The 26,730-nt window shown below is 72.6% G+C and carries 24 protein-coding genes; 15 read left to right on the top strand and 9 right to left on the bottom strand.

The window, feature by feature from the left end; translation table 11 throughout:
* Positions 1–98 precede the first annotated feature (98 nt).
* Positions 99–878, bottom strand: coding sequence for a SigB/SigF/SigG family RNA polymerase sigma factor (locus Mam01_RS02870; protein WP_150933264.1), 780 nt, complete (start codon positions 876–878; stop codon positions 99–101).
* A gap of 188 nt (positions 879–1,066) precedes the next feature.
* Between Mam01_RS02870 and Mam01_RS02865 the strand changes: the two genes are divergently transcribed.
* Positions 1,067–1,423 (top strand): STAS domain-containing protein, encoded by a 357-nt coding sequence (locus Mam01_RS02865; protein ID WP_239100980.1) that lies wholly within the window; start codon positions 1,067–1,069, stop codon positions 1,421–1,423.
* A gap of 38 nt (positions 1,424–1,461) precedes the next feature.
* Here Mam01_RS02865 and Mam01_RS02860 read toward each other — a convergent pair whose 3' ends face one another.
* The gene (locus tag Mam01_RS02860; RefSeq protein WP_150933259.1) at positions 1,462–2,172 is read right to left on the bottom strand and encodes a GAF and ANTAR domain-containing protein; all 711 of its coding nucleotides are present in this window, start codon (positions 2,170–2,172) and stop codon (positions 1,462–1,464) included.
* A gap of 97 nt (positions 2,173–2,269) precedes the next feature.
* On the opposite strand from Mam01_RS02860, the gene Mam01_RS02855 reads away from it, so the two are divergent.
* From Mam01_RS02855 to Mam01_RS02845, 3 genes are all read left to right on the top strand, one after another.
* Positions 2,270–4,075: a SpoIIE family protein phosphatase gene (locus Mam01_RS02855; RefSeq protein WP_239100979.1), complete on the top strand. Its 1,806-nt coding sequence runs from the start codon at positions 2,270–2,272 to the stop codon at positions 4,073–4,075.
* 150 nt (positions 4,076–4,225) lie between these two features.
* A complete protein-coding gene (locus Mam01_RS02850) occupies positions 4,226–5,278 on the top strand; it encodes a glycosyltransferase (RefSeq protein ID WP_204283893.1) in 1,053 nt (350 codons plus the stop codon).
* Positions 5,279–5,342: 64 nt separating this feature from the next.
* Positions 5,343–6,602, top strand: coding sequence for a family 16 glycosylhydrolase (locus Mam01_RS02845; protein WP_204283892.1), 1,260 nt, complete (start codon positions 5,343–5,345; stop codon positions 6,600–6,602).
* 44 nt (positions 6,603–6,646) lie between these two features.
* Here the strand turns inward: Mam01_RS02845 and Mam01_RS36295 are convergent, their stop codons facing one another.
* Entirely contained in the window at positions 6,647–7,876 is a 1,230-nt protein-coding gene (locus Mam01_RS36295) for a PucR family transcriptional regulator (protein WP_239100978.1), read from the bottom strand.
* Positions 7,877–7,959: 83 nt separating this feature from the next.
* On the opposite strand from Mam01_RS36295, the gene Mam01_RS02835 reads away from it, so the two are divergent.
* From Mam01_RS02835 to Mam01_RS02815, 5 genes are all read left to right on the top strand, one after another.
* On the top strand, positions 7,960–8,871 hold the full coding sequence (locus Mam01_RS02835; protein ID WP_204283889.1) for a proline dehydrogenase family protein: 912 nt from the start codon (positions 7,960–7,962) through the stop codon (positions 8,869–8,871).
* Positions 8,871–10,544 (top strand): L-glutamate gamma-semialdehyde dehydrogenase, encoded by a 1,674-nt coding sequence (gene pruA / locus Mam01_RS02830; protein ID WP_204283887.1) that lies wholly within the window; start codon positions 8,871–8,873, stop codon positions 10,542–10,544. The genes Mam01_RS02835 and pruA overlap by 1 nt, the downstream gene beginning before the upstream one ends.
* Positions 10,545–10,660: 116 nt before the next feature.
* On the top strand, positions 10,661–10,948 hold the full coding sequence (locus Mam01_RS02825) for a type II toxin-antitoxin system Phd/YefM family antitoxin (RefSeq protein WP_204283886.1): 288 nt from the start codon (positions 10,661–10,663) through the stop codon (positions 10,946–10,948).
* Positions 10,949–11,073: 125 nt separating this feature from the next.
* Complete coding sequence (locus Mam01_RS36290; protein WP_239100977.1) at positions 11,074–11,217, top strand: type II toxin-antitoxin system RelE family toxin; 144 nt, start codon at positions 11,074–11,076, stop codon at positions 11,215–11,217.
* Between the two features lie 94 nt (positions 11,218–11,311).
* On the top strand, positions 11,312–11,881 hold the full coding sequence (locus Mam01_RS02815) for a copper chaperone PCu(A)C domain-containing protein (RefSeq protein WP_204283882.1): 570 nt from the start codon (positions 11,312–11,314) through the stop codon (positions 11,879–11,881).
* A gap of 4 nt (positions 11,882–11,885) precedes the next feature.
* On the opposite strand, the gene Mam01_RS02810 is transcribed toward Mam01_RS02815, so the two are convergent.
* Positions 11,886–13,244 (bottom strand): SpoIIE family protein phosphatase, encoded by a 1,359-nt coding sequence (locus Mam01_RS02810; RefSeq protein ID WP_204283880.1) that lies wholly within the window; start codon positions 13,242–13,244, stop codon positions 11,886–11,888.
* 11 nt (positions 13,245–13,255) lie between these two features.
* Between Mam01_RS02810 and Mam01_RS02805 the strand changes: the two genes are divergently transcribed.
* Both Mam01_RS02805 and Mam01_RS02800 read left to right on the top strand, forming a co-directional pair.
* Complete coding sequence (locus tag Mam01_RS02805) at positions 13,256–13,489, top strand: hypothetical protein (RefSeq protein WP_204283878.1); 234 nt, start codon at positions 13,256–13,258, stop codon at positions 13,487–13,489.
* 105 nt (positions 13,490–13,594) lie between these two features.
* Positions 13,595–14,011, top strand: a complete 417-nt coding sequence (locus tag Mam01_RS02800; protein ID WP_150933242.1) for a CBS domain-containing protein — start codon at positions 13,595–13,597, stop codon at positions 14,009–14,011.
* A gap of 145 nt (positions 14,012–14,156) precedes the next feature.
* Here Mam01_RS02800 and Mam01_RS02795 read toward each other — a convergent pair whose 3' ends face one another.
* The 3 genes from Mam01_RS02795 to Mam01_RS02785 form a co-directional block, all read right to left on the bottom strand.
* Entirely contained in the window at positions 14,157–15,083 is a 927-nt protein-coding gene (locus Mam01_RS02795; protein ID WP_239100976.1) for an ROK family protein, read from the bottom strand.
* A gap of 368 nt (positions 15,084–15,451) precedes the next feature.
* On the bottom strand, positions 15,452–15,949 hold the full coding sequence (locus Mam01_RS02790; RefSeq protein ID WP_204283875.1) for a hypothetical protein: 498 nt from the start codon (positions 15,947–15,949) through the stop codon (positions 15,452–15,454).
* A 77-nt stretch (positions 15,950–16,026) separates the two neighbouring features.
* The gene (locus tag Mam01_RS02785; RefSeq protein ID WP_204283873.1) at positions 16,027–18,420 is read right to left on the bottom strand and encodes a ThuA domain-containing protein; all 2,394 of its coding nucleotides are present in this window, start codon (positions 18,418–18,420) and stop codon (positions 16,027–16,029) included.
* A 365-nt stretch (positions 18,421–18,785) separates the two neighbouring features.
* Here Mam01_RS02785 and Mam01_RS02780 point away from each other — a divergent pair, with 365 nt between their 5' ends.
* From Mam01_RS02780 to Mam01_RS02770, 3 genes are all read left to right on the top strand, one after another.
* The gene (locus Mam01_RS02780; protein WP_204283870.1) at positions 18,786–19,196 is read left to right on the top strand and encodes a hypothetical protein; all 411 of its coding nucleotides are present in this window, start codon (positions 18,786–18,788) and stop codon (positions 19,194–19,196) included.
* A gap of 71 nt (positions 19,197–19,267) precedes the next feature.
* Positions 19,268–19,738, top strand: a complete 471-nt coding sequence (locus tag Mam01_RS02775) for a DUF6789 family protein (protein ID WP_204283868.1) — start codon at positions 19,268–19,270, stop codon at positions 19,736–19,738.
* The gene (locus Mam01_RS02770) at positions 19,735–20,547 is read left to right on the top strand and encodes an SDR family NAD(P)-dependent oxidoreductase (protein WP_204283866.1); all 813 of its coding nucleotides are present in this window, start codon (positions 19,735–19,737) and stop codon (positions 20,545–20,547) included. The genes Mam01_RS02775 and Mam01_RS02770 overlap by 4 nt, the downstream gene beginning before the upstream one ends.
* Before the next feature lie 79 nt (positions 20,548–20,626).
* Here the strand turns inward: Mam01_RS02770 and Mam01_RS02765 are convergent, their stop codons facing one another.
* Positions 20,627–21,052 carry a PPOX class F420-dependent oxidoreductase gene (locus Mam01_RS02765; RefSeq protein WP_204283864.1) on the bottom strand — a complete coding sequence of 142 codons (426 nt, stop codon included), beginning with the start codon at positions 21,050–21,052 and terminating at the stop codon, positions 20,627–20,629.
* A gap of 487 nt (positions 21,053–21,539) precedes the next feature.
* Here Mam01_RS02765 and Mam01_RS02760 point away from each other — a divergent pair, with 487 nt between their 5' ends.
* Entirely contained in the window at positions 21,540–23,771 is a 2,232-nt protein-coding gene (locus tag Mam01_RS02760) for a M4 family metallopeptidase (protein ID WP_204283862.1), read from the top strand.
* 75 nt (positions 23,772–23,846) lie between these two features.
* Here Mam01_RS02760 and Mam01_RS02755 read toward each other — a convergent pair whose 3' ends face one another.
* The gene (locus tag Mam01_RS02755) at positions 23,847–26,663 is read right to left on the bottom strand and encodes an ATP-binding protein (protein ID WP_204283860.1); all 2,817 of its coding nucleotides are present in this window, start codon (positions 26,661–26,663) and stop codon (positions 23,847–23,849) included.
* Between the last annotated feature and the right edge of the window lie 67 nt (positions 26,664–26,730).

Here is a 26,730-nt window from a genome sequence, read left to right as displayed (position 1 = left end):
ATCGGGCTATCTCAGGACCTGTGGGCTGTGGGCAGGACGAAGATACCTCGGAGCACCGCCTGAACACAGGCGGTGCCCCGGGTATCGTCGCGATCTCCTCATCCCGCGACAAGCTCCGCCCGAAGCTGGTCGAGGGTCTTGCGGAGGATCCGCGACACGTGCATCTGCGATATGCCGAACTCCGCCGCGATCTCGGCCTGCGTCATGTTGCCGTAGAACCGCAGCAGGAGGATGTTCTTCTCCCGCTCGGGGAGAAGGTCGATGAGAGGCTTCAGCGCTTCCTTGTCCACCAGGGTGTCGAGCGCGTCGTCCTCTTCGGGGATCACGTCGCCGAGCGCGGCGGCGTCGTCGTCCGCGCCGATCGGCGCGTCCAGCGAGAGGGTGCTGTACGCCGCGGAGGCGTCCATGGTGAGGAGCATGTCCTCCTCGGACAGGCCCATCTTCTTGGCGAGCTCGGCGACGGTGGGGAACCGGCCGAGTTCCTGGGTCATGTCGGCGACGTGCCGGTTCAGCTCGGCGCGGCGCTCCTGGTAGAGGCGGGGCACCCGGACGGCCCAGGTGCGGTCGCGGAAGTGCCGCTTGACCTCACCCGTCATGGTGACCATGGCGTACCCGCGGAAGCTGTGACCCAGGGTGGGGTCGAAGCCGTTGATGGCCTTCATCAGGCCGACGTACGCGGCCTGAAGGAGGTCCTCCATCGGCTCGCCCCGGTTGAGGTACCGCCGGGCGATGTCCCTCGCCATCGGACGGTGCATTTCGACGATCATTTCACGGAGGCGTTCCCGCCGGACCTCGGACACGTCGTCCCGGGTGAGCTCGTCCAGGAGCTCTTCGGCGGTCGGATTGCTGGCGGTCTCTGCACGGACCTCGGCAGCCATCTGCGCAGTCCCCTCGTATTTTTCTCGCGAGGGCGCCTACGCGGCTGGGGTGACCAGGCAGAAGGCACGCCTCGCTACAGTATCGAGACGAGGCCCTCTGCTGGACCTCTGCTTCAGTATATTGCCGCAAAGTCGGGAGTTTCACCACCCCTCCGGCCCCAGTAATGTTGCGGCAGAGGAGGCGCGAGGTGTCGAACAACGGATTGCTGTCCCTGTCGTCGAGCATGGCGGGAGACATCGTGGTGATCCACGTGAACGGTGTCCTCGACGCCACCACACGTGATCAGTTCTCGGACTTCCTGGACGCGGCGGCGGACGACCACGGCCCCGACTTGATCCTCGACCTGGGCAAAGTCACGTTCATGGACTCCCGGGCGCTCGGCCTCATCGTCCATCACTGGCAGCGCTCCACCACCGCGGGCGGCAACTTCGCGCTGGTCTCCGTGCAGTACCCGAACTCCAAGGTGATGTGGGTGACGGGCCTGTCCCAGCGGCTGCCGCTGTTCGACACCCTCGACGAGGCCCTGGCCGCGTTCGCCGCCTGAGCCGCCGGGGCCGTGCGCGCGACCGTCGGGATAGGTGATCACTCCGGCGCCGCTCCCCCGTGCTTCTGCTGGTGCTCGGTGACCAGGAGCCGGGCCAGGTCGGCCACCTTCACCTGGTGATGCTGGGACACCCGCCGGAGCTCCTCGAACGCCTCCTCGGCCGAGCAGCCGCTCTTCGACATGATGATCCCCTTGGCCTGGTCGATCACCGAGCGGCCGGCCAGCGCCTCCTGCATCTGCGCCGCGCCGGTCAGCACGTCGTCGAACTCCCAGATGTTGGCCAGCGCCACCGTCACCTGCTCGCGCAGCAGGGCCATCAGCGAGCCCCCGGCGGTGAAGACGCCGGGACGCACGCCGTACAGGCCGATGATGGCGACGGCGCTGTCGACCGCGATGGGCACGACCAGGACCGAGCGCACGCCGTGCCGTACGGCGGTGGCGGCGTAGCGGGACCAGCGCGACTCGCGCATCACGTCCGGGATCGACACCGGGCGCCCGCTCGTCAGCGCCTCCCTGGACGGACCCTCCCGCAGGTCGCGCTCGCGGTCGATGAGCGCGGTGAGCTCGCTGTGGGAGGCCGCGAGCAGCACCCGCTCCTCCATCCAGAGCTCGGCGGTGCCGCCCGCGCAGCCGGGGACGCCCCGGGCCACCGCTTCGGTGATCCCGCGCAGGACGCCCTCGGCGGACGTGCCTTCCGTCACACGGCCGAGCGCCGCGAGGTCACGCGCGAGGATGGACGTTGTCTCCATGGTAGAAAGACCATTCCCATAGGTTCGGGGTTAATCCAGGCCGGATCGATTAGACCCGTTGTTTGGCGTAGCGTCTACGTCGAGAGAGGGGGGCAGCTTGCCCGACACCGCCGAGCTCGAGCGCGCGCTGAGCGGGCTCGCCGACCGCATCGCCACGCTGCGGGACGATCCCGACCCGGTCGCGATGCTACGCGAGCTGGACACCGCCGAGGAACTGCTGCGCAAGGCCGTGGCCGAGGTGACGCGCAGCCGCAGGCGCAGGGACGGCGGCAGTCAGCGCGAGCAGAAGCTGCTGCGCCAGGTGTTCCGCGCGCTGCCGATCCCCGTGATCATTATGGACACGGGCGGCACCGTGCGCCGCATCAACAACGAGACCACCCGCCTGCTCGGCAGCCCGGCCGGCTACCTCATCGGCCGCGCCTTCCCGCTCCTCGTCGACGTGGCCGCCCGCGCGGCGTTCCGCCAGCGCCTCGCCGCCGTGCTGCACGGCGAGGACAGCGTCTCGTTCCCGACCCGTCTGGCGCACCAGGGCCGCGCCCACAACGTACGGCTGGTGCTGAGCCGCCTGCGGATGCCGGGCGAGCCGCAGGAGATGCTCGCCGGGGTCGTGCTGCCGGTGGAGGTCCAGCTTCCGGAGCCGGCGGCGGAGGCGGACGTCCCCGACGACACGGACCTTCTCGCGGCGGCGCGGCGGCACGAACTGCTGTCGCGGCTCACCCGGCTGCTGCTCGACGAGGAGAGCCTGCGCGAGCCGGTCGCCCTGCTGCGCGCGGCGCGGCTGCTGGCCGCGGAGACGGCCGACTGGGTGATCGCGGACGTCTCCAGGGACGGCGAGCCGGTCAGGTCGGTCGTCATCGGGCCGAGCGACCAGCCGGTCGGCCGGCTGCAGCGGACGGTCGAGGAGGCTCCGCCCGCCGCGGCGCCGGTCGTCGGGCAGGTGCTGACCACGCAGAGCGGCGTCGTCCACGAGATGCTGAGCGACGACTCGCTGCTCGGCGCCGGCGTTCTGCAGGCGATGCGGGCGGGCTCCCTGCTCAGCGTGCCGATCAGGACCGAGGAGGAGGTGCGCGGGGTGCTCACGCTGGTGCGCCTGCGCGAGCGGCCTCCGTTCGGTCTCGCCGACCTCGGCCTGATGGAGGAGGCCGGTCTGCACCTCGGCCTGGCGATGCGGGCGCAGCGGGGCTTCCAGCGCCGCTCGCAGGCCGCCGACACGTTGCAGACCGGGGTGCTCCCCCGGACGCTGCCCGACATCCCCGGCTTCGAGATCGCGGCGGTCTACCACCCCGGCTCCGGCATGCGGGCTATCGGCGGCGAGTTCTACGACGTGTTCCCGGTCAAGAGCGGCTGGGGCTTCGTCGTCGGGAGCTCGGCCGGGCGCGGTGAGGAGGCGGCGGCCGTGACCGCGATGGTCCGCAACGGGCTGCGCGTGCTGAGCGTGTGGGAGGACGACCCCGGAGAGGCGCTGCGGAAGGTCAGCGACGCGCTCGTCGCGCAGAACACGGGCATGTTCGTGATGGCCGCGGCGGGCTTCGTGCGGGGCCGGAAGGTACGGCTGGCCTCCGCGGGCCACCACCCGGCCGCGCTGGTCCAGCAGGGCGGCGGCGTCCGCTTCTCCGAGGGCGGCGGGGTGCCGCTGGGCTTCGAGGAGGGCTCGGTGCCCGCGACCGAGGACCTCACGCTGTCGGCCGGCGAGACACTGGTGCTCTACAGCGACGGCCTGGTGGGCTCGCAGAGCCCCGCCGGGGACAACTACGGCGAGGATCGGCTCACCGAGGTCCTCGCCCGCTGCACAGGCCAGCCGCCGAGCACGGTCGTCAAGGCCATCGAGGAGGACCACCGGGGCTTCTGCGGCACGCACGCCGTCGACGAGATCACCGTGCTCACGCTGCGCCGATCCCGCTGAGTCGGGGACGCCCCCGCGCCGCGGTGGATCGCATGATTTTTCCCGATTAGGTGTTTAGCGCGAATCGGAGTAAGGTAAACATCATCTACATCGATCGTGCCTAGGACGCAGGCACACCTTTTCAAGCGCCTTCCTGTCTTGAGGTGTGCCATGGATATCGCGATCGTCTCCGCCCACGAACTTACGCCCGACACGCCCGCCATCGCGCGTGAGCTGGCCAGGGGCCACCGGGTGACCGTCTACACGCGGTCGAAGACGAAGGGCGACGGCGTCGAGCACGTGCCCGCCGGACCCGACGTGGAGTTGTCGGAGAGCGACCTCCTCCCCTACATCCCCGACTTCAGCGCCGGGCTGGCCCAGCGGTGGAGGGAACACCGGCCGGACATCATCCACGCGTACTCGTGGTCGAGCGGCCTGGCCGCGATCGCGGGCTCTGAGGGCCTGGACGTGCCGGTCACCCAGACCTTCCACAGCCACTACGACGAGAGCCGGACCCCCGCGCCGGTGCGCCGGCTGGAGTGCGCGATCGGCCGCCGGGCCAGGGCCGTCATCGCCGCGTGCGCCGACGAGGAGTCCGAGCTGATCCGGATGGGCGTGCCCCGACGCAACATCTCGGTGGTCCCCCACGGCATCGACGTCGAGCGCTTCCGCCGCCAGGGCCCGGCCTTCCCCCGGGGCGAGCGGCCCCGCCTGCTGCATGTGGGTCACGTGGGAGCGGAGTACGCGGTGCACGCGCTGCGGGCCGTCCCCGAGGCCGAACTGGTGATCGCCGGCGGCGACGACCCGAGCATCGAGCGGCTGCGGGCCGTCGCGGGCGAGCACGGCGTGGCCGACCGCGTGCAGATGCTCGGCATGGTCCCGCACACGGCGATGCCCAAGCTCATGCGGAGCGCCGACCTGGTGCTGTCGCTGCCGCCGACCGTCCCCACGGGCACGGCGGCCCTGGAGGCCATGGCGTGCGGCATCCCCGTCATCGCCTCGGCGTCCGGAGCCCACCTCGACTCGGTGGTGGACGGCGTGACCGGGTTCCTGACCCGGCCCGACCGCCCGCTGGAGATCGCCCACCGCATCCGCCGCCTGCTCGGCGACGCCACGCTGCGCACGGCCATCGGGTACGCGGCGGCCGACCGCGCCCGTTCCCGCTATTCGGTCGAGCGCATCAGCATGGAACTGCTCCGCGTATACGAGAAGACGTGCGCCTGAGCGACAAGCGGCATTACCAGTTCCACCTCGTTATAAATGTCAATTCCTGTGGTTAACTCGGCTCATGTCACTTCATGGACCTGGTTCAGCCGTGGCGGCGGCGATGCTCATCGTCGCCGCCACCGCATGTTCGAGCGGGGACTCCACGAAGGTGTTCAACGCGGGCGGTGAGTCCGCGGTGCGGCCCCCCGCCTCCTCCCCCGACCTTCCCGGCTCCGCGCCCAACGCTGCCGGAGCGGGCGCGACCCGGACCTCCGTCCCCGGCGACGCCGAATCCGATGGCCAGGCGTCCACGGGCGACAGGACCTCCAAGGGAACCTCCAGAACCTCCGCCGTGTCGGCGGAGGCCGACGGACGCTCCGTACACGAAATCGGCGACGAGACCGCGGAGACGGCCGCCGAGAAGATCACGGACGAGCCGGTCGGCATCGGCGCCCCCGAGCCCGGTCCCGCCCCCTCGTCCGGGCCGGCGCCGCGCCCGTCGCTCGTCCAGCGGGCGACGCCCCCGCCCTCGGCCGCGCCGGGCGCCCGGAACAGCGGCACCGGCACCGGCACCGGAAAGAGCACCGGCAAGTCCGCGAACAAGAGCACGGACGAGACCTCGGGCGAGACCGGGGAGGAGACCGATCCGCCGATGCGCCTCTCCGCGCCGGCCAGAACCGGCCCCCGGCAGGTGGACATCGTCCAGCCGCAGGACGTCCCCGGCAACCCCGTGATCACCGATCGGCCGGCGGGGAGCAACGGGAGCCGGAGCGCCGGGAACGGCACGGCGGCCGGCTGGAGCGGCCCGGTCCTCACCGAGGACTTCGGCGACCAGCTCGACCCGTCCAGTTGGACGGCGACCGGCTCGCGCGGAGCGGGCGGCATCGGCGGCGGGACGCTGCGCCTCACCGGCGGGACCGGTCTGACCGGCAAACTCACCCAGCAGTACGGCCGCTGGGAGGTCCGCCTGGGTGCCTCCAAGGGCTCGGGCACCCCCGTGGTGTCGTTGCGGCCGGGAAGCGGCGGCGGCGCGGAGATCGGCCTGGCCGCGATCGGCGACCCGGACCGGCAGACGGCGAACGCCTTCGTCAGTACGGAAAGCGGAGACCGCACCCACGGCGCGCTGCGGGCCGACTTCACGCGCTGGCACACGGTCGCCGTCGACTGGCTGCCCGACCGGGTGAGCGTCTGGCTGGACGGCGCCCGCGTCTGGGACTACACCGGACGCGTCCCCGCCCAGCGCATGGGTCTGTCGCTGCGCAACGTCTGCGAGGGCTCGACGACCTGTGACGGGACCCTGTTCGTCGACTGGCTGCGCGTCTACCGGACCGCACAGCGCTGACCACCCGGCGCTGACCACCGCCCCGCCCGCGTGGTGCGGGCGGGTCAGGCGCCGCCGAGGAGGGCCGCCGCCTTCAGCGACAGGTGGAGCAGCAGACGGTCCTCCCCGTCGGCCAGGTCGAGCCCGGTGAGGTGGCCCGCCTTGTCGAGCCGGTAGTACAGCGTCTGCCGGTGCACGCCGAGCGCCGCCGCCGTCTCGCCGGCGTGGCCCGCGTGGTCGAGGTACGCCTCGACGCTCGCCGCGATCCGGGGCGTGAGCGCGGCCGACTCTGCGGCGAGACCGGCGAGGTCGCGCGGGGACAGCCGGACCAGCAGCCGGTAGACGCCGAGCGTGGCCCAGTCGGCGACCGGGGCGTGCCGCTCGGCGTGTTCGGCCACCCGGAGGGCCAGCAGCGCCTCGCGCCAGCTCTCCCACGCGTCGCGGGGGTCGTCTCGGGGGCCTCCGATCCCGGCGGCGAGACCGTACAGGCCGTGCAGCAGCCCCGCGACCCGGGCCGCCTGCGCGGCCGGCGCGAGGATCGCGAGGATCCCGCCGCCCACCCCCTGCACGCCCAGCCCTGGCGCAGCCGGCCCCGCATCACCCGTCTCCGGCCCAGACGACCCTGACACGCCTGAGCCTGGCGCGGCCGGCCCGGGTTCGCCCGTTCCCACCCCGCCCATCTCCGGCACACCCGATCCCAGCCAGCCTGATCCGGGCGCACCTGGTCCGGGCTCGGTGACGTCGGGGTCGGCGAGCACGCCGCGGGGCAGCGTCCGCGGCAGGGTGGGCGGCAGGGCCCCCTCCTGCGCCGGAGTCCGGACCGCGACGGCCGTCACCGGTCCGTCGGCCACCACCCCGGCGGCGGCGCGGGCCGCCGGGTCGGCGGAGAAGAACTGGCGCAGCGGGGCGTACCGGCCCCGGGCCTGCGTGGCCAGCAGCGCGGCCACCCGGCCGACCAGGGGCCCGGCGGCGGCCAGTCGCTCGTCGGTGAGATCTCCCGACTCCAGCGCCCACAGGTATCCGTACGTCACCCCGTCGTGCCGCAGCGGCACGCACACCCGGCCGAGCACACCGGGCAGCCCGGGGATCCGCACCGGCCCGGTCGCGGTGGCGATGCCGTACGCCTCGAAGTGGGCCCGCACCTCGTCGGACGCGCGCCTGCGCAGGATCGACTCCTGCCGGACGCTGTCGATGTCCCCGCTCTGCGCGCCGTACGCCAGGAGGTTGAACGATCGGTCCTCGAGCGTCACCGACGCGCCGAGCAGCCGCGAGATCTCATCGACGATGTCTTGCATACTGACATTGTTGTGCATTTGTCCAAAAATGCTGTGGCGGATGTCCGTGGAACTTTGGTGACGTGCGGATTTAGCCTGTGACCATGCTCGGTTCCCTGCTTCTCGCGGGCTCGCGCAGCCCGCTCGCCCGCCGGGCCGTGTCGGGCTTCCCGCTCACGCGCAAGGTCGTCGACCGCTTCGTGGCGGGAGAGTCAGCCGCGGACGCCGTCGAGGCGGCACGCCGCCTGACCGGCTCGGGGCTCTCCGTCACCATCGACCATCTGGGCGAGGAGGTCCGCGACTCCGGGGCCGCCGTCGCCGCCGCCAAGGCGTACGTCTCGTTGCTGGAGGCGCTGCGGCCGCTCGGCCTCGGCGACCGGGCCGAGGCGTCGGTCAAGCTGTCGGCCGTCGGGCAGGCCCTCGATCCGGGCCTGGCCCTGGAGAACGCGCGGCAGATCTGCGCCACGGCGCGGGAGTGCGGCTCCACCGTCACCCTGGACATGGAGGACCACACCACCGTCGACGCGACGCTCGGCGCGCTGCGCGCGCTGCGGGAGGACTTCCCGGAGACGGGCGTCGCGATCCAGGCCTACCTGTTCCGCAGCGAGGCCGACTGCCGCGACCTCGCCGGGTCGCGGGTGCGCCTGGTGAAGGGCGCCTACGCCGAGCCCGCCTCCGTGGCCCACCAGCGCAGGGCCGACGTGGACCGCGCGTACGTGCGGTGCCTGCGGGTGCTCATGGCGGGCAGCGGTTATCCCATGGTGGCCACGCACGACGACCGGCTGATGGCGATCGCCGAGTCGCTCGCGGTGAGCGCCGGGCGCGGCCCGGACGACTACGAGTTCCAGATGCTCTACGGCATCCGGGCCGACCGGCAGGCGGCGCTCGCCGCGGCCGGGTCGCGGGTGCGCGTCTACGTCCCCTACGGCGACGACTGGTACGGCTACTTCATGCGCCGCCTCGCCGAGCGCCCGGCCAACGTCGCCTTCTTCCTTCGCGCTCTGAGGGGTGGATGATGGATTCGATCACCGACGTCCCGGTGCCGGCGAACGAGCCGGTGCACGGATACGGGCCCGGCAGCGCCGAGCGCGCCGCCCTGGAGACCCGGATAAAGGAGCTGGCCGGGTCGTCCCTCGACCTCACGATGACGATCGGCGGCGAGCGGCGCATGGCCGGCGGCGCCCCTATCGACGTCGTGCAGCCGCACAACCACGCCGCCGTGCTGGGCCGTACGGCCGACGCGACCGCGGCCGACGTCCGGGCGGCGGTGGACGCGGCGCTGGAGGCCGCGCCGCGCTGGCGTGCCCTGCCGTTCGAGGAGCGGGCCGCGGTCTTCCTGCGGGCCGCCGAACTGCTGAGCGGCCCCTGGCGGGCCACGCTGAACGCGGCGACCATCCTCGGCCAGTCGAAGTCGGCGCAGCAGGCCGAGATCGACGCCGCCTGCGAGCTGATCGACTTCTTCCGGTTCAACGTCTCCTACGCCCGCCGGCTGCTCGCCGAGCAGCCGCAGTCGTCGCCGGGCGTGTGGAACCGGATGGAGTACCGCCCGCTGGAGGGCTTCGTCCTGGCGATCACGCCGTTCAACTTCACCTCCATCGCGGCCAACCTGCCGGCCGCGGCGGCGCTGATGGGCAACGTGGTGATGTGGAAGCCGTCGCCGACGCAGCAGTTCTCGGCGCACTTCACGATGCGGCTGCTGGAGGTGGCCGGGCTGCCGCCCGGCGTGATCAACATGGTCACGGGCAACGGCGCGGCCGTGTCCGAGGTCGCGCTGCCGCATCCGGAGCTGGCCGGGATCCACTTCACCGGCTCGACGGCCACCTTCCAGCACCTGTGGCGCACGGTCGGGGAGAACATCGGGGGCTACCGCGGCTACCCCCGGCTCGTCGGCGAGACGGGCGGCAAGGACTTCGTCCTCGCCCACCCCTCCGCGGAGCCCGGCGCGCTGGCGACCGCGCTGCTGCGGGGGGCGTTCGAGTACCAGGGCCAGAAGTGCTCGGCGGCTTCCCGGGCGTACGTGCCGCGCTCGCTGTGGGCGCGCATGCGCGACGACTTCGTCTCGGCCGCCGAGTCGCTCACCGTCGGCGACGTGTCGGGCGACCTGTCCACGTTCATGGGCGCGGTGATCGACGCGCGGGCGTTCGCCAAGCATCGGGAGGCGATCGACCGGGCCCGCTCGACGGACTCGATCGAGGTCCTGACCGGCTCGTACGACGACTCGACCGGCTACTTCGTGCGGCCGGCGGTGCTGGAGTGCGCCGACCCGGCCGACGAGGTCTTCGTGAAGGAGTACTTCGGCCCGATCCTCGCGGTCCACGTCTACGACGACGCCGCGTACGACGCCGTGCTCGACCAGATGGAGAGCGTGAGCCCGTACGCGCTGACGGGGTCGATCATGGCCGAGGACCGCTACGCCGTCGAGGCCGCCACGGAGCGGCTGCGCTTCGCGGCGGGCAACTTCTACGTCAACGACAAGCCCACCGGGGCGGTCGTCGGGCAGCAGCCCTTCGGCGGGGCCAGGGCCTCGGGCACCAACGACAAGGCGGGCTCGATCTTCAACCTGATCCGGTGGGTCAACGTCCGCACGGTCAAGGAGACCTTCGTGCCGCCGGTGGTCGGCGGGCCGTACCGCGGCGACGTGCCGCAGGGCGGCTGGCAGCAGCCCGACCTGGGCACCCTCGGCTACTGACCGCCCTCCCCCGCCGCCGCTCCACCCCCGGCGGGGGACACCGGGTCACCGGTCTCCGCATTGGAGGTTTGGCCCTTATTCTGGCCAGGATTTCGGCCAAGCGCTAGCATCGCCCTATGGAGATAATCCCGATCAGTGAAGCGAAGGACCGGCTGACCGAACTGGCCGATCGGGCGGCCCGGGAACACGACCACTTCACCCTCACCAGGAACGGCAGACCGCACGCGATGATCGTGTCCGTGGCCGAATGGGAGTCTTTGCAGGAGACCCTGGAGATCCTCGCCGACCCCCAGATTCGCGCTGACCTGGTCGAGGCGAAGGCCGCTGAGGCGCGAGGCGATGTGACGACCGAGGAAGAGATGGCCGCCGTCCTCGCGGCCCGCCTCGGCCGGGCGAGCGCGTGAGCGACCGATACAACGTCCTGCTCACTCCACCGGCCCGTCGGGCTCTCGCCGCGGGTCTTCCGGAGGAAGTGGCCGCCGCGGCGTGGGAACTCATCACCGGTGCCATAGCCCGAGAGCCGTGGCGAGTGGGCAAGCCCTTGCAGGAGCCATACGAGGGCCTGCACGTCGCCCGGCGCGGGACGTACCGCGTGGTCTACCGCATCGACGAGGACCAGCGCACGGTGACCGTCCAGGCGATCAGGCACCGCCGGGACGCCTACCGCTTCTGAGCGCCCTGCCGGAGAGTGGGGTGTTTCGGGAGGTAGGGGGCGCGATTTCGGGTACCGAGGGCGAAAGACGCTCCGCGAGCGAGCCGAGGTCGACATGCGTAAGTTCCTGGCAGCTCTTCTCGTCGGGGCCGCGGCCCTGACCGCCGCCTGCTCCGACATCAAGCAGGACTGGTACACCCAGACGATCCCGCAGAACGAGGGGGCGAACGCGAACCTGCCCGGTGTGCTGCTCCGCAACGCGTTCGTCATCGGCCCGCAGACACCGGCCGCGCCCGGCGCCGACATGCCGATGTACCTGACGCTGCTGAACGAGAGCGGGCGCTCCGACCGGCTCGTGTCGGTGGACACCGGCGGCGTCTTCCGGGAGGCCCGCCTGCCGGCCGGCGGCCTGGAGGTGCCCGGCGGGAAGTACGTCGGCGGCACGGCGTTCCCCCAGGTGCTGCTCGCCGGCCTCACCCGCCCGCTGACCGCCGGCACCGCGATCCCCATGACGTTCCGCTTCCAGAACGCGGGCGAGACGCGGGTGAACGTGCCGATCCTCCCGCCGGGCGAGTGGAGGGCGACCTACTCCCCCTGGCCCGGAGTGCCGGAGCCGTCGCCCGCACCCTCGCCCACCCGCTCGCCGACCCCGCTGCCCACGGGCGCACCGCCCACGCCGGGCTGACCGGTCAGCGGATCGCCGGGTTCGCCGCGATGATCTCCGCCGCGACGGCGCGCAGGCGGGGAAGGTACGCCGTCAGCTCGCGGGCCCGGCGCCGCAGCGCGTCCGGCGAACCGGCGCCCAGATCGGCCGCCAGGTCCGCGAACCCCGCCACGTGGCCGGTCTCCCCCGGCGCGTCCGCCGCGAGGATCTTCAGGCACCGGGCGTACGTCGCGGCGATCCAGAAGACGGCCTCGCGGTGCAGGCCGCGCACGAGGAGGTCGCGGCTGCCGTCCACGGCCACCGGCCGGGCCGCCTCGGTGATGTCGGAGGAGAAGGGGAACGGCGTGCGGGCCACGGCCGCCGCCGCGTCGAACGCGCTCGTCATCGAGACGAGGTGGGCGCCGATCCGCTCGCGGGTCAGGTGCGCGCAGCCGAGCAGGCCCAGCAGTTCCTCGTAGACGTCCGTCCGGCCGTACGCCTGGAGCAGGTCGCGGACGGCCGGGTAGCGCAGCCGTACGGTGGGGTTGCGCAGACCGGCGGCGAGGAGCACGTGCGTCGTGATCCCGGCGGGGAACAGCCAGGCCGTGACCTGGTCGTGGAACGGCGCGCCCGGGTCGAGCGACGCGAGGCCGCCGGTGATCCTGCGCTCGGCGTCCTCGCACCGCAGGCGGACCCACCGCCGTTCGGCGAAGCCCGCCGAAACGGCGGCCCGCAGGCGGGCCAGCCGCCCGGTCGGGTCGGCGATCAGGGTCGCGGGGTCGTCGGAGCGGAAGGCGCCCGCCAGGTGGCAGGAGGCCAGTACGTCCCGCGCCGAGGCGATCTGGTTCCAGGACAGGTACGCGACCTCCACGAGCACGCCCTCGAACGGGATCTTCCCGAGCTTGGGGGGCGCGACAGGGTCGGTGACGACCACCGCCACGTCGACGTCCGAGGTGGGCGGCAGCACCGCACCGGGATCGGCCCAGGCCGCCGAGCCCGTCAGGAAGGCCCCGGCGAAGTTCGCGGCGGGGGCGGCCTCGGCGGCGACCCAGCGGGCCGCCGCCGCCCGCGCGTGCCGGACCGGTGTCCCTCGCATGATCCACAGTGAAGCACAGGGACCCGCGCGTCCGCTCAGGGCATCCGGGCGGCCGCGTGGGGTCGAGGGCGAGGGGGCACCGCCGGGGATCTTGAGCACGACGACGGCGATGTCGTCGCGGGGCAGCCCGGACGGGAAGGCGACCGCCTCGTTCACGATCGCCTCGGCGATCCCCGCCGCCCCCATGGCGCGGGAGGCGCCGAGCAGGCGCCGCAGCCGCTCCTCGCCGTACATCTCCTTGTCCCTGCGTCCCTCGACGACGCCGTCGGTGTAGAAGAGGACCGCGTCGCCGAGGGGCCAGGTCGGCACGGTTGTCGGACATGAACGTCACCGTCGCGAACCGTATGGCGATCTCCGGGTCGGTCCGGCAGAAGCTGTTGGTCAGCTCGGCCCCACAGCTCGGGGCGGTCCGGGTTGCCCATGATCACGGGTGCCATGGCGCCGGACCAGCCGAGGTAGTCGCTGTCGAGCGACTCCAGCAGTTCCTCGATGTCGGCCTTGCTGAAGCCGCCGGCGTAGCCCTCGTCGTCGAAACCAATCTCCGTCACATGTGATTTCGAAAGCGGCCGTGTACATGGAGCGGTCGGGGGTAGACGGCGTGGATCCCCCGGCCAGCGGGAGCCCCGGCCGCGGCAGGCACATCGAGGAGAGGAGAAGGCATGACGACCGCTCGCGACATCATGACCCCCTGGGCGGAGTTCGTGCGCGCCGACGAGACCGTCTACGACGCCGCGGAGAAGATGGCCCGCCTCGACGTGGGCTCGCTGCCGATCTGCGGCGCCGACGAACGGCTCAAGGGCGTGCTGACCGACCGCGACATCGTCGTGAAGGTGCTCGCCCGGGGCAAGGACCCCAGGTCGTGCCAGGCCGGTGAGCTCGCCCAGGGCGAGGCCGTCACGATCGGCGCCGACGACGACGCGGCCGAGATCCTCGACACGATGGCCTCGCACAAGGTCCGCCGCCTGCCCGTCATCGACGGCAACAAGCTGGTGGGCATCATCGCGCTGGCCGACGTGGCCCGCGCCCTGCCCGACGTACCCGTCGGCGACCTCGTCGACGCGATCAGCACCGACTGACCGCATCAGGAGGACGTCTTGGCGTTCAAGACCTTCGAGGACTTACTACGCGGGCCGCCGTGCGGCAGTTGATCGCGAGCCCCGGCCGGTGAGCCGGGGCTCCGTGTGTCCGGCACACATCCGGCGCACGTCCGGCACGCACGGCTCAGCGGGGCACGCCGTACGCCTCGTCGCTCACGAGCCTGGCCGCGCCGATGACCGCGGCGTGCTCGCCCACATCGCTCAGCACGATGGGCAGGTTCTTGGTCGCCAGGGGCAACGAGCGCCGGTAGATGACGCTGCGGATCTCGGCGAGCAGGACGTGACCCAGCACCGCGAGCCCGCCGCCCAGCACGATGAGGCTCGGGTTGAAGAACGACACCAGGCCCGACAGCACCTCGCCCACGCGCCGGCCGCCGGTGCGTACCAGCTGGAGGGACGTGGCGTCTCCGGCGGCGACGGCCTCGGCCACCGCGGCGGCGCTCAGCGTCCCGTCGCGTTCGAGAAGCTCCCCGAGCATGGGCGAACGCCCCGACCTGACCGCTTCGAGTGCGTCGCGGGCCAGCGCCTCGCCGCCGAAGGTCGCCTCCAGGCATCCGCTGTTGCCGCAGGCGCAGACCGCGTCGGAGTCGGCGACCTGGATATGTCCGATGTCTCCCGCGCAGCCGTCCATGCCGCGATAGAGCTCGCCTTTCGCCACGATTCCGCAGCCGACACCGGCGCCGATTTTGACGAACAGGAAGTTCTCGACCGTGCGCGCCGCACCCGCGTGTTGTTCGCCGAGGGCCATGACGTTGACGTCGTTGTCCAGCACGACCGGGCATTCGAACCACCGGGCGAGAAGATCGCGAACGGGGTATCCGTCCCATCCCGGCATGACCGGCGTCGCCACGGTGATTCCGCGGCGGAAGTCGACCGGGCAGGGAACGCCGACCCCGACTCCGAGGGGTTGCTCCACTCCCGCCTTCGCGAGCAGCCCGCGAGCGCGTTCGGCCGCGAGTTCGAGCACCGGTTCGGGACCCTGGCGCACGTCGCATTCTGTGCGTTCGAACGCGACGATCCGCAGCCTGCCGTCCGTGATTGCGACGGACACCGCACCCGTGTCGACGGCGATCGCGACGAATCTGATGTCGCCCGCGATATCGATGACGGTCGAACGCCGCCCTCCGCGGGATGCGGCCGGGCCGATTTCGGCAATAAGGCCCAGGGCCGTCAACCGGCCGAGTTCCGCCCCCATCGTCGTACGTGACACTTCGAAGTGGTCCACCAGCTCAATGCGGGATCGAGGACCGGCATCACGTAATCGCGTGAGTATTCTGGCCTGCAGTTTCGTTTCGGGGCGGCCTGGGACCGATGTATCCACCCGATAAGTTTCTCACCAGGCGCGTGTGGCTTGTCACTCGGCGGGAACGCGAATTCGCGTGCCAATGCGGGACACGGGACCCATTCCGGCCGCGCCGGTCATCCCGCCTCGCCGTGATCGGCGACCTGGCCGAAGGCCCGGTCGCGGGCCAGGTCCGACAGCCGCACCGTGTCCACGCCGTCGCAGACCAGTTCGGTCGAGGCGATCACGGCCCGCACCGCCGGGGTGTCCGGTCCCGGCAGGGCAACGGTCGCGGTCTGCAGGTAGGTCCACTCACGCAGCGCCTTCAGCGACGCCTCGGGGAGCCGGGCCGAATACTCGATCACCAGGGCGTCGTCCTTGACGAGCAGGTGATCGAGGCTCGTCCTGGTGGGGATGTCCTTGTCGGAGGGGTCGTAGAAGGACTTGGCCGGATGCGTCCAGGAGGTCGTCTCGCCGGGGGCCGTCCGCGGCCGCAGGTCGCACGTGACCGGAGACTCCGCCGTACCGGCCGCGGGCACGGCGGCGGAGGAGGCCGCGGAGGGGGCGCCGCCGCACCCGGCGCAGAACGCGAGCGACGTCACGGCGAGTGCGACCCGGGCGAGGGCCTGGCGCATGGATCACTCCTGGTCTGGTCGGGAAAGGCGCCGGTGGCCCGGGCGCGGCGCGCGCCCGGGCCACCGGGAGGGGTGGGTCAGCGCCCGCTGACCTTGAGGGAGGCCGAGCGGGAGACGACCTCGCCGGTCGGGTCGGTGATGCGGACCCGGTACTCGGAGTCGGCGACCTCCGGCGCCGCCGTGACGGCGATGGCGAAGGACGTCTCGCCGGTCATGTCGGCCCAGTCGGCCGAGCCCGGCGTCTTCACCTGCCACTGGTAGGCGACGTTCTGGCCCTCGGCCGGCGCGGAGAAGACCGCGACCTCGCCGGCGCCCACGGCCGTCGTCTTGGGCTGGGACACGAAGCCCAGGTGGACGCTCTTGCCGTCGAGGTTCCTCATCCAGGTGACGAGCTCGTGGGCCCGGTCCCGGAGCACGCTGTGCGCGCGCCCGCCCTGGCTGGAGTCGATCAGACGCCGGAGGGTGGTCGCCTGCGTGAGCGCGTCCGCGTAGTCCTTCACCAGGTAGGCGTTGTACGACGCGGTGAGCGCCTGGTTCAGGTCGGCGGCCGTGCCGGCGTCGATGGAACCGTCGGCGGTGCCGGCGGCGACGAGCTTGCGCACCTCGTCGTGGCTGACGCAGTTCGCCTCGGTGCGGCCGGCGGCCCACTTGATGCCCTCGAGCATGTTCTTCTGGAACAGCGGGTCGAGGGTGTTCTGCCAGTTGTGGAGGAGCGCCTGGGTGAAGGAGCGTCCGCCGTCGTAGTTCTGGCACCAGGAGATCGGGTGGTCGGCGCCCTCGACCCGGCCCGCGCCGGCGCCGATGCTGCCGACGTAGGTCGACTCGTTGAGGGTCTGCAGGACGTGCGTCTTCTGGCGCGGCAGGCCGACCCAGTTGTAGAGCTCGTCGACGAGCTTCATCCGCTGGGGGAACTGGCCGGTGGCGGGGTTGGTGTCATCCTCGGTGACCAGTTCGCCGATGTTGCAGGCGCCGCAGGTGTTCTGCAGGCCGCTGCCGTTGGAGCCGTGGTTGTCGAACTCGCCGCCGGTCAGGCCCTTGTACCAGTCCCACCCGTGCATGGAGTCGGTGGCGCCGTGCAGGGCGACGAAGCCGCCGCCCTGGTTGACGAACTGCTTGAGCACGGCCTGCTCGTCGACCTTGACGTTCGGGTCGGCCTGGGTGGGCCGGGCGGTGGAGAACACGCCGTTGCCGACGCTGGAGACACCGATGACCACGTCGTACTTCGACAGGCGCTCGATGCTCTCGAACGGGTTCGGCACCGACACGTCGGGGGCGAGGTAGTCGTACACGTCGACGTCGAAGTTGTTGGTCCGGCCCAGGTCCTGGATCACGGCCATGGTGAGCGGGATGTGCTCGTGCCGGAAGGCGCCCGGCTGGTTGCCGAAGAGGAGGACCCGGAACTTCGGCTTCTTGTTGATCACGGACGCGCTCGGGAGCCGGAAGGGGGCGCGGTCCATGCCCGGCGCCGCGCTCACGGTGACGCCGGTGGCGACGTCGGGGTGCGGGACGCCGCGCAGCTCCTCCACCAGGTAGGCGGCGTCCTTCACGAGGGAGTCGCGCATGTAGCCCTCGGGCACGACCTGGGCGGCCAGCGCGCCGAAGCTCGTCAGGGCGGACACCGCGGCGTCGCCGCCGGCGTCGGCCTGGGCGAGCAGCGCGAGCAGGCGGTCGCCGTTCGACGCCGAGACCTTCCGGGCGGTGACATACCGCTGGACCAGGGCCCGGAGGTCGCCGACCGAGGTGGTGATCTGGAAGGTCAGGGTGTACTTCGCGCCGTTGCTCGCGGCGTCTCCGAGAGCGACCGCCCAGGTGTGCGCGCCGACGGACAGGGTGGCCGGGTCGAGCGGCAGCGGGTAGGTCCACTTGCCGTCGATCCACATGTCCCGCACCGCGGCGCCGCCCGACCCGGGGGTGGGGTCGGTGCGCGTCGGGGTGATGGAGGAGGCCGCCGCGCTGTGCGCCACCTTGCCGCCGGCGACGCCCGGCCACGCCGCGACCGGCGGCTTGGTGTCGATCCGCACGCTGATCGTCTTGGCGGCCGAGGCGTTGCCGGCGGCGTCGACCGCGACGTAGCGGACGGTGCTGTTGCGGTCGCCCCTGACGACGTAGGTCGCCGTGCCGCGGTTGCCGTTCCGCACGGCCGGCACCGTGACGGCGGCGTCCGTGCCCACCGTCACGACGAACGACGCGACGACGTCGTCGTCGGTCGCCGACAGGTTCAGCGTCACCTCGTCGTTGGTGAACCAGCCACCGGTGCCGGTCGTCGTCGACGGGGTGTAGGCGGTGTTCGTCGCGCCGTTGTAGTTCGGCTCGGCGACCGGTGACAACGTGGCATTGTCGAGGACGGGCGCCGCTCCGGACTCCGCCGCCGAGGCCGGGCCCGTGGAACCGAGCACCAGGGCCGGCACCGCGAGCACAGCGGAGGCGAGGGCCGATCGCGACCGCAGTCCGGATCGTGTGCGTGAGGACATGTCACTCCTATGTCGGGACAGAAGTGCATGGCGCTTCGGACGCCGACCCCACGAGCGCCGACCCGGTGAGGTGGTGATCTACGGTTAACGCGACGACTCTCGGAAGTGTGAGCCGCGTCTCACAGCTTTGTCAACAATGCACACTAACTTTCGCTGATTGCATGGAAAGTTACGAGCCTCAGTGAAATAGTTCATTGGAACGTGTCAAATCCCACTCCGGCCCAGGCGGAAGGAGGGCTGAGACCCCTATCGCCGGGCGAGCTGAGTCCTGTTTGAGGCTGACCGTGGGGGTATGTCGGCTCTGCGGTGAGGACCTGGGCAGGCGTCCGGCCCGCCGGCTCTGGCACGACGCGGGAGGGGACGCGATGACCGAGGACACCGGCGCGGGCACGCCGCGGCGTTTCACGTTCGGCTTCGATCCCCGGTTCGCTCCCCTGCTGTCGGTCCTGGGCGTCCGCCCGGAGACCGCCGGGGTGCTCGTGGGCCCGGGCACCCTGCGCGTGCGCTTCGGGCCCTGGGTCGTCGAGACTCCGCTGGCCAACGTCGCCGGCGTGGAGACGACCGGCCCCTACTCGCCGTTCCGGGCGATCGGGGTCCACGTGTCGCTCGCCGACCGGGGACTCACCTTCGGCACGAACACCCGCAGGGGCCTGTGCGTACGGTTCCATGAGCCGGTCCGGGGCGGTGAGCCGTCCGGGCTGCTGCGCCACCCGGGGCTGACGGTGACGGTCGACGACCCCGGAGCGCTGGCGGACCGGCTCTCCCAGCGCCTGTGACGCGCGCCCGGGCCACCCCTTCGCCACACCCTTGTGGCACACCCCGTGACACACCCCGGAAAGGAGACTCCGTGATACGCCGACTCGCCCGGGGCGCCGCGGCCGGCGCGCTGGCCACGCTCACGATGAGCGCGGTCATGCTCGCCGGGCAGCGGGCCGGGCTGATGCCGGGCCAGCCGCCCCGGCACATCGTCAGAGCGGCCCTGCCGGGCCACCGGCACCGGCCCAAGCGCGGAGAGAGGTCCCTCGGCGCCCTCGCGCACCTGGGCTTCGGCGCCGCGACCGGCGCGGCCTTCGGCGTGCTGACCGGGAACCGGAGGCCCACGGTGCGGTTCGGGGTGGGCTACGCCCTGCTGGTCTGGCTGGGCGCCTACCAGGGCTGGGTGCCCGCGCTGAACATCCTGCCGCCGGCCTCGCGCGACCCCGCGCGCGGCCGTCCGGCCGTCATGGCTGCGGCCCATGTCGTGTACGGCGCCACGCTCGCGCTCGCGGTCGGCGTGATGCGCCGGGCGGGCGGGACACCAACGAAGGAGGACAGATGACGACCCCGGACAGGCAGCTCGCCCTCGTGACGGGCGCCTCCAGTGGCATCGGTTACGAGCTCGCCAGGCAGTTCGCCCAGCACGGGTTCGACGTGGTGGTCACCGCGGAGGACGACGAGCTGGCGGGCGCCGCCGAGTCGCTGCGGGAGTACGGCGGGCAGGTGATCGCGGTGCGCGCCGACCTCACGCGGTACGACGAGGTCGAGCGGCTGTGGACGGAGACCGTCGCGGTCGGGCGTCCTCTCGACGCCGTGGCGGTCAACGCGGGCGTCGGAGTGGGCGGCGAGTTCACCCGCGGCACGTCGCTGGAGGCCGAGCTCGGGCTCATCGAGCTGAACGTCACCTCGTCGGTCCATCTCGCCAAGCGCGCCGTCGCGGCCATGACCGCGCGGGGCGCCGGACGGATCCTGTTCACCTCCTCGATCGCCGCGCTCATGCCGGGGCCGTTCGAGGCCGTGTACGCCGCGAGCAAGGCGTTCCTCCACTCGTTCGCGGAGGCGCTCCGGAGCGAGCTGAAGGACTCGGGTGTCACCGTCACCTCGCTCATGCCGGGGCCGACGGACACCGAGTTCTTCGAGCGGGCCGGCATGCGGGACACGAAGGTCGGCGCGGGCCCGAAGGACGACCCGGCCGAGGTCGCCAGGCAGGGCTTCGACGCGCTGATGAAGGGCGACGACAAGGTGATCGCCGGTTCGTTCACGAACAAGGTCCAGGGCGTGGCGAGCAGGATCACCCCCGACCGGGCCAAGGCCGCCATGCACCGCCGTATGGCCGAACCGGGCACGGGCGACCCGTCCGGGGACAAGTAGAGAACTAGGGGCGGCGTGAGGCCGCGGCGCGGGACCGGACGTCCCGCGCCGCGGCCTCACCGCGTCAGAGGGACGCGGGTCAGGCGGCCATCTCCTTGTAGGCGACGACCTTGCGCACGCTCAGGCGCACGAGGAGGGCGCCGGGGACGCCGCCCCGCTCGCCGCACTCCTCCGCGTGCTCCTCGCCCAGGTAACGGCCGCCGATCTCGGCCGCCCACCGCCGCACCTCGTCGAGATCGTCCGACAGCGCCGCCTCGCCCTCGATCATCACGAACGAGTACGGCGGACGCTGGTCGTCCACGCAGAGGGTGGCCCGGGGGTCGCGGCGCAGTTCCCTGGCCTTGACGCTGCTCTCGTGGGTGGTGAAGACCACGTCGCCGCCGTCCAGGGCGAACCAGACGGGGGTCGCGTGCGGACGCCCGTCCGTCCTGGTGATCGCCAGCGTGCCCGTGCGCGTCTCCGCCATCGCGAACTCGCGCCACTCCGCCTCGGTCATCTGGTCCATGGTCCGAAAGTAACGTCCGCCGGGACGCGCGGGTCTCAGCGCGCTCTCACCGCACCGTGCCTTCTCTCCGCACCGCGCCTGTCCCACCGCTGCGTGCTGTGTCCCTCCATGCCCATCTCCCGCACCATGCTCAGCTTTTCCCGGCTTTTCCGTATATGTACGGATACTTCTACGGATATTCAGGCACTGATCACGGCTTTAGCGTCACGGCAGAGGCCGCCACCCCCCAGCCGGACCCGGCCCACCACTACGGACCCCTACTCCGGCCGCGACGACAGAGCAAGGAGCACCGTGACGTGACCTCTTCCTAGGTTCCGGGTGACGCGGGCGGGCCATCCTCGCCCCCGCTTCCCCGGAACCACGCGTTTCTCTCCCTCACCCCCGATCCCACCGTGTCCGCCGCCCGGCCTCTCCCCCGGCGGCGCGACCGCCGTCGCCCGCACACCCAAGCGGACGCGGCGTGGGAGGCAGAGAAAGGACGACGCCCATGAGGCGTGGAGCACTGCTCGCAACGGCCGCCGCGCTGGCCCTGGCCGGCCTGGCCGCCCCCACCACCGAAGCGGCCGCCAAACCCCCGCCGGGCAGCCAGGAGCTGGTGCGGTCCGCCGCGGCCGACCCGGCGCAGCGCGCTGCGGCCGCGGCCGACCAGGCCGTCGCGAGCGGCCTGGACGACCTGCGCGTGACCCCCAACGAGAGCTACCGGCGCAGCGCCGTGACGGCGGGCGCCGGCGGCATGTACTACGTCAGCTACGAGCGCACGTACAAGGGCCTGCCGATGGTGGGCGGCGACGCGGTCGTGGTCGCCGACGGCAGCGGACGCGTCCGCGACACCTCGGCCGCCTCGGGCGCCACCACCCTGGGCGTGCCGACCACGCCGTCGGTGAGCGCCGAGAGCGCCACCGAGACGGCGAAGACCGTGCTGACCCGGGTCGACGACAGCGCGGCCCCGCGCCTGGTGGTCCTGGCCTGGGGCCACAAGCCGCGCCTGGCCTGGGAGGCCGTGGTCTCCGGCCTCGCCTCCGGCCATCCGAGCATCCAGCACGTGTTCGTCGACGCGGCCACCGGTGAGATCGCCGACTCCTACGACCAGGTCAGGGAGGGCACCGGCACCGGCTACTACTACGGCACGGTGACCATCAACACCAGCGGCTCCGGCTCGTCGTACTCGATGACCGACTCCACCCGCAGCGGCCTCAAGTGCGGCGGGCAGAACGGGTCGGCCTACACCGGCACCGACGACGCGTGGGGCACCGGCAGCGGGACGAACCTCGAGACCGCCTGCGTGGACGCGCTCTACGCCGTCCAGCGCGAGTGGGACATGCTCTCCAGCTGGCTCGGCCGCAACGGCATCAACGGCAGCGGCGGCGGCTTCCCCACCCGTGTGGGCCTGTCTGACGTCAACGCGTACTGGAACGGCAGCTACACCAACTTCGGCCACTCGCAGGACAACGCCCGCCAGGCCACCTCGATCGACGTGGTGGCGCACGAGTTCGGCCACGCCATCTTCCAGACCACCCCCGGCGGCGCCGGTTCCGGCAACGAGAACGGCGGCATCAACGAGGCCACCGGCGACATCTTCGGCGCCCTCACCGAGGCGTACGCCAACAACCCGAACGACGCGCCGGACTACCAGGTGGGCGAGCTGGTCAACCTCGTCGGCGACGGGCCGATCCGGTACATGTACAACCCGTCGCTCGCCGGCGACCCCAACTGCTACTCCTCCTCGATCCCCAGCACCGAGGTGCACTCCGCGGCCGGCCCGCTGAACCACTGGTTCTACCTGCTGGCCGAGGGCTCCTCGCCGGGCGGCGGCAAGCCGAACAGCCCGATCTGCTCCGGCGGCCCCTCGTCGGTGACCGGCATCTCCATCCAGAAGGCCGGCAAGATCTACATGGGCGCGCTCCAGCGCAAGACCTCGACCTGGAAGTACGCGGGCATCAGGTCGGCGTCACTGGCGGCGGCGGTCGAGCTGTACGGCGCGAGCAGCGCCGAGTGCGCGGCCACCAAGGCGGCCTGGAACGCGGTCGGCGTCCCGGTGCAGTCGGGCGAGCCGAGCTGCAGCGCCTCGGGCAACGACTTCTCCCTGTCGCTCAGCCCGACCGCGGGCACCGTGGCTCCCGGCTCGTCGGCCACCACGACCGTCTCGACGTCGACCACCTCGGGAAGCGCGCAGACCGTCGCCCTCACCGCCTCCGGGCTTCCGTCGGGGGCTACCGCGTCCTTCAGCCCGTCGTCGGTGACCTCGGGTAGCTCCTCCACCCTGACCATCGCCACCAGCGCGTCGACGCCCTCCGGCACCTACACGGTGACCATCACGGGCACCGGCTCGTCGGGCGGCCACACCGCGACCTACACCCTCACCGTGTCGGGCACCTCCGGCGGACGCACGTTCACCAACGGCACGGACTACACGATCAACGACCTCACGACGATCACCAGCCCGATCACGTCGACCGCGAGCGGTAACGCGGTGTCCCCGGTCCAGCTCAGCGTGACCATCTCGCACACCTGCGCCGAGGACCTGCGGATCAGGCTCCAGGGCCCGAACGGCACCTGGTACACCGTCAAGTCCAGCGGCGGCGTCAGCTGCACGTCGTTCGGCACCCGCACCTACTCGGTCGCGGTCACCCAGCCCGCCGCGGGCACCTGGACCCTGGAGGTCAGGGACCAGTACACCCTCGACACTGGGTATCTCGACTCGTGGAGCATCACCGTCTGAGCGACGGCCTTGAGGACCCCCGGGACCGGCCCCGCCGTTCCCGGGGGTTCTCGCGTTCCGCCGCGAAAGACGTGGTCAGGCGGGCGGCGCGATCTGGGTCCGCGAGCGTACGCCGAGCTTGCGCAGCACGGTGGCGACGTGGGTCTCCACTGTGCGCGTCGACAGGAAGAGCACATCGGCGATCTCCCGGTTGGTCCGGCCGAGCGCGACGAGCCGGGCCACCTCCTTCTCCCGCTGCGACAGCCCGCCGGCCTTCCTCCCCCGCCCGCCCGGCAGCCGGACCTCCACGCCGATCTCGCGCAGCAGCCGGCGGCAGCGGGCGGCGTCGTGCGTCGCGCCGAGGCGGGCGTACCGCTCGGCCGTCTCCCTGAGGGCGGGCGTCGCGGCGCCGTCCCCCAGGGCGAGCCGGGCCCGCGCCTCGCCCTCCGCCGCCCGCGCCGCGGCGTACGGCTGGGGCAGGACCGCGTACGCCCGGCGGGCGCGGGCGAACAGCCCGGCGGCGTCGGCGTGCCGGCCCTCCGCCGACGCGAGCGCGGCCAGCGCGGCGTCGAGCGCGGCGTGCGCGGCGGGGGCGACCCGGCCCGCGACGCCGCCGGCGTAGTCGGTCGCCAGGTCGTGCGCCGCCCGCATCCGCCCGGCCGCGGCGAACGCGGTCACGGCGGACGGGACGAGGGTCGCGCCCCACACCCAGACGCCCTTGCGGCGCAGCCGGGCGACCGCCCGCTCGGCCTCCGCGGCCGCGGCGTCCGCCCTGCCGCGTGCGAGGTGCAGGTCGACGAGGCCCCCTGCGGCGGCAGCCACGACCGGGGCGTGCCGCGACTCCGGCGCGTCCAGCCCCGCGTTGTGGAGGTGCCGGAGGGCCTCCTCCCACTCGCCGGTCGCCAGGGCGAGCAGGCCGAGCACCAGCCAGAGGTCCACCGCGATCAGAGGGGTCTCGGTGGCCAGCTCCCCCAGCGACGCCGCCCGGTCGCGGAGCCCGTCCCAGCGTCCGGTGAGCCACTCCCTGCGGATCGTCGAGGCCTCGACGAGATAGGCGGGATACTGCGCGCCGGTCTCCAGCGCGAGCCGCCTGCCCTCCCGGGCGAACCTCTCGGCCGCCCCGTAGAGCCCCAGGGTGGTCGCCGAGTCGTGCAGGTTGCAGAACGCCCGGGCGGCCTCCCGCCGCACCTCCGTGACGGGGTCGGCGACCGGAAGCCGGGCGGCGACGGCGAAGGCGTCGGCGGAGCCGATCGTCATCTCGAAGGAGGCCCGGTTGGCCAGCACCGCCGCCGCGAGCTCGGGGTTGTCGGCGGCGGCGACGAGCGCCTCGGCGCGGGCCATCCATCCCGCGTGCTCCGACACCGGCTCGTCGCCCCACTCCGGCATCGCCATGCTGGCCCAGCCGCGCGCGGCCAGCGTCGGGCGGTCGCTCAGCTCGGCGAGGGCGGCCATCATCTCCGGCCGTCCGGCGGCGACGTCGCCGGCCTGGTTGGACAGCACCAGGCCGAGGTTCAGGCGCACCTCGCCGCGCACGTCCCCGGACAGGAACTCGCCGCGCAGCAGGTGACGCAGCAGCCGTACCACCCGCTGGTGCGACAGGCCGGTCGCGGCGAGCCGGCTCAGCATGAGGGCGAGCGGGCCGCGGGCCGGGGCGGGCAGCCCGGGATCGTCGAGCATCCCCTCGATGACCTCCACGGCCAGGGCGGTGTCGCCGAGCGCGGCGGCCTGCCGGGCGGCGGCCGTGCCGTGGCCGATCCAGGCCGCGGTGTCCCCGGCGTGCCGGGCGTGGAACGCGAGCTGCACCAGCGGCGGCGACTCCATCGCCCCGAGCGCGGTCATCGCCCGGTCGTGCGCCGACCTGCGGTCCGGTCCGGGAACGGCGTCGTAGACGGCCTGCTGGGCCAGCGCGTGGCGGAAGCCGTACCGGCCCCCGGGGTGCTCGTGCAGCACCCCGGCGCGCAGCGCCTCGCCGAGCCCGGCGGAGTCGCCGCTCACCGCCGCGATCAGGTGCTCGTCCGCGGGGAGCCCCAGCACCGCCGCCGCCTGCACCGCGCCCACCGCCGCCGGGGACAGGCAGGCCATCTGCTCGGCCATGGCCTCGCGCAGCAGCAGGGGCACACCGGCACGTTCCAGGGCGTCGGGCTCCTCGACGCCGGGCAGCGAACGGACCATCTCCTCCACCACGAACGGGATGCCGGCCGTGCGCTCGTGCAGCCGCGCGACGAACCCGGCCGGCAGGTCGGAGCGCTCCAGCAGCGCGCCGGCCAGGCTGCCCACGCCGGACGCGTCCAGCGGGGCCAGGCGGACCACCCGGTGCGTGGTGTCCGGCTGGTGCCGGTAGGCGAGGCCGAGCGGCGGCCCGGGCGGGCTGCCCTCCTCGCGCCTGCGGGTGACCACGACCGCGAGGCCCTCGGGCGGCTGGCCGCCGAGGAACCGCAGCAGGTCGCGGGTGCCGTCGTCGGCCCAGTGCAGGTCCTCGATGACCAGCACGGCCGGTCCGACGGCCGTCAGCAGGGCGCGTATCCCCCGGAACACCCGGTGCCGTTCGGCCCGGGGATCGTTCAGCGGCTGCGGCGACGGCGGCAGCGCGCCGGCCAGTTCGGGCAGATGCCCGCGCAGCGCCCCGGTGACCGGGTTGAGCCGGTGCGGCGCCGGGAGCCGTCCCCTGATGTCCCGCAGCGCCTCGAAGACCGGCCCGTACGGGAAGGGCTCGCGGATCTGGTGGCAGTAGCCGAGCAGGACGGCGCGGTCGCCACGCGGGAGCCGGTCCAGCGCGGCGCGGACGAGCCGGGTCTTGCCGATGCCCGCCTCGCCCTCCACCAGGACGACCGCGGGCGGGCGGGTCATCGCGTCGATCAGGGTCGCCAGCTCGGGTGCGCGCCCGACCAGCGGGGACGAGGGCACGATGCTCATGCACGGCTCCAAGGTGACGGTTGCGAGGCCCCCGAGCCAGTTATCCTCGCCCCCTGACCAACGGTCA

Source organism: Microbispora amethystogenes, assembly GCF_016863015.1.
In the GTDB taxonomy this organism is placed as follows: domain Bacteria; phylum Actinomycetota; class Actinomycetes; order Streptosporangiales; family Streptosporangiaceae; genus Microbispora; species Microbispora amethystogenes.
Note: the sequence above shows the minus strand (reverse complement) of the source record. Positions and strands in the feature narration are given on the sequence as shown.

What these genes read in the sequence shown, in the direction of transcription:
- Mam01_RS02785 (WP_204283873.1), bottom strand. Translation starts at nt 18,420, where the DNA reads ATGTCCTCACGCACACGATCCGGACTGCGGTCGCGATCGGCCCTCGCC.
- Mam01_RS02805 (WP_204283878.1), top strand. Translation starts at nt 13,256, where the DNA reads ATGAACGTCACCGTCGCGAACCGTATGGCGATCTCCGGGTCGGTCCGG.
- Mam01_RS02800 (WP_150933242.1), top strand. Translation starts at nt 13,595, where the DNA reads ATGACGACCGCTCGCGACATCATGACCCCCTGGGCGGAGTTCGTGCGC.
- Mam01_RS02860 (WP_150933259.1), bottom strand. Translation starts at nt 2,172, where the DNA reads ATGGAGACAACGTCCATCCTCGCGCGTGACCTCGCGGCGCTCGGCCGT.
- Mam01_RS02780 (WP_204283870.1), top strand. Translation starts at nt 18,786, where the DNA reads ATGACCGAGGACACCGGCGCGGGCACGCCGCGGCGTTTCACGTTCGGC.
- Mam01_RS02850 (WP_204283893.1), top strand. Translation starts at nt 4,226, where the DNA reads ATGGATATCGCGATCGTCTCCGCCCACGAACTTACGCCCGACACGCCC.
- Mam01_RS02815 (WP_204283882.1), top strand. Translation starts at nt 11,312, where the DNA reads ATGCGTAAGTTCCTGGCAGCTCTTCTCGTCGGGGCCGCGGCCCTGACC.
- Mam01_RS36295 (WP_239100978.1), bottom strand. Translation starts at nt 7,876, where the DNA reads ATGCAAGACATCGTCGATGAGATCTCGCGGCTGCTCGGCGCGTCGGTG.
- Mam01_RS02790 (WP_204283875.1), bottom strand. Translation starts at nt 15,949, where the DNA reads ATGCGCCAGGCCCTCGCCCGGGTCGCACTCGCCGTGACGTCGCTCGCG.
- pruA (WP_204283887.1), top strand. Translation starts at nt 8,871, where the DNA reads ATGGATTCGATCACCGACGTCCCGGTGCCGGCGAACGAGCCGGTGCAC.
- Mam01_RS02770 (WP_204283866.1), top strand. Translation starts at nt 19,735, where the DNA reads ATGACGACCCCGGACAGGCAGCTCGCCCTCGTGACGGGCGCCTCCAGT.
- Mam01_RS02870 (WP_150933264.1), bottom strand. Translation starts at nt 878, where the DNA reads ATGGCTGCCGAGGTCCGTGCAGAGACCGCCAGCAATCCGACCGCCGAA.
- Mam01_RS02835 (WP_204283889.1), top strand. Translation starts at nt 7,960, where the DNA reads ATGCTCGGTTCCCTGCTTCTCGCGGGCTCGCGCAGCCCGCTCGCCCGC.
- Mam01_RS02760 (WP_204283862.1), top strand. Translation starts at nt 21,540, where the DNA reads ATGAGGCGTGGAGCACTGCTCGCAACGGCCGCCGCGCTGGCCCTGGCC.
- Mam01_RS02765 (WP_204283864.1), bottom strand. Translation starts at nt 21,052, where the DNA reads ATGGACCAGATGACCGAGGCGGAGTGGCGCGAGTTCGCGATGGCGGAG.
- Mam01_RS02755 (WP_204283860.1), bottom strand. Translation starts at nt 26,663, where the DNA reads ATGAGCATCGTGCCCTCGTCCCCGCTGGTCGGGCGCGCACCCGAGCTG.
- Mam01_RS02825 (WP_204283886.1), top strand. Translation starts at nt 10,661, where the DNA reads ATGGAGATAATCCCGATCAGTGAAGCGAAGGACCGGCTGACCGAACTG.
- Mam01_RS02845 (WP_204283892.1), top strand. Translation starts at nt 5,343, where the DNA reads ATGTCACTTCATGGACCTGGTTCAGCCGTGGCGGCGGCGATGCTCATC.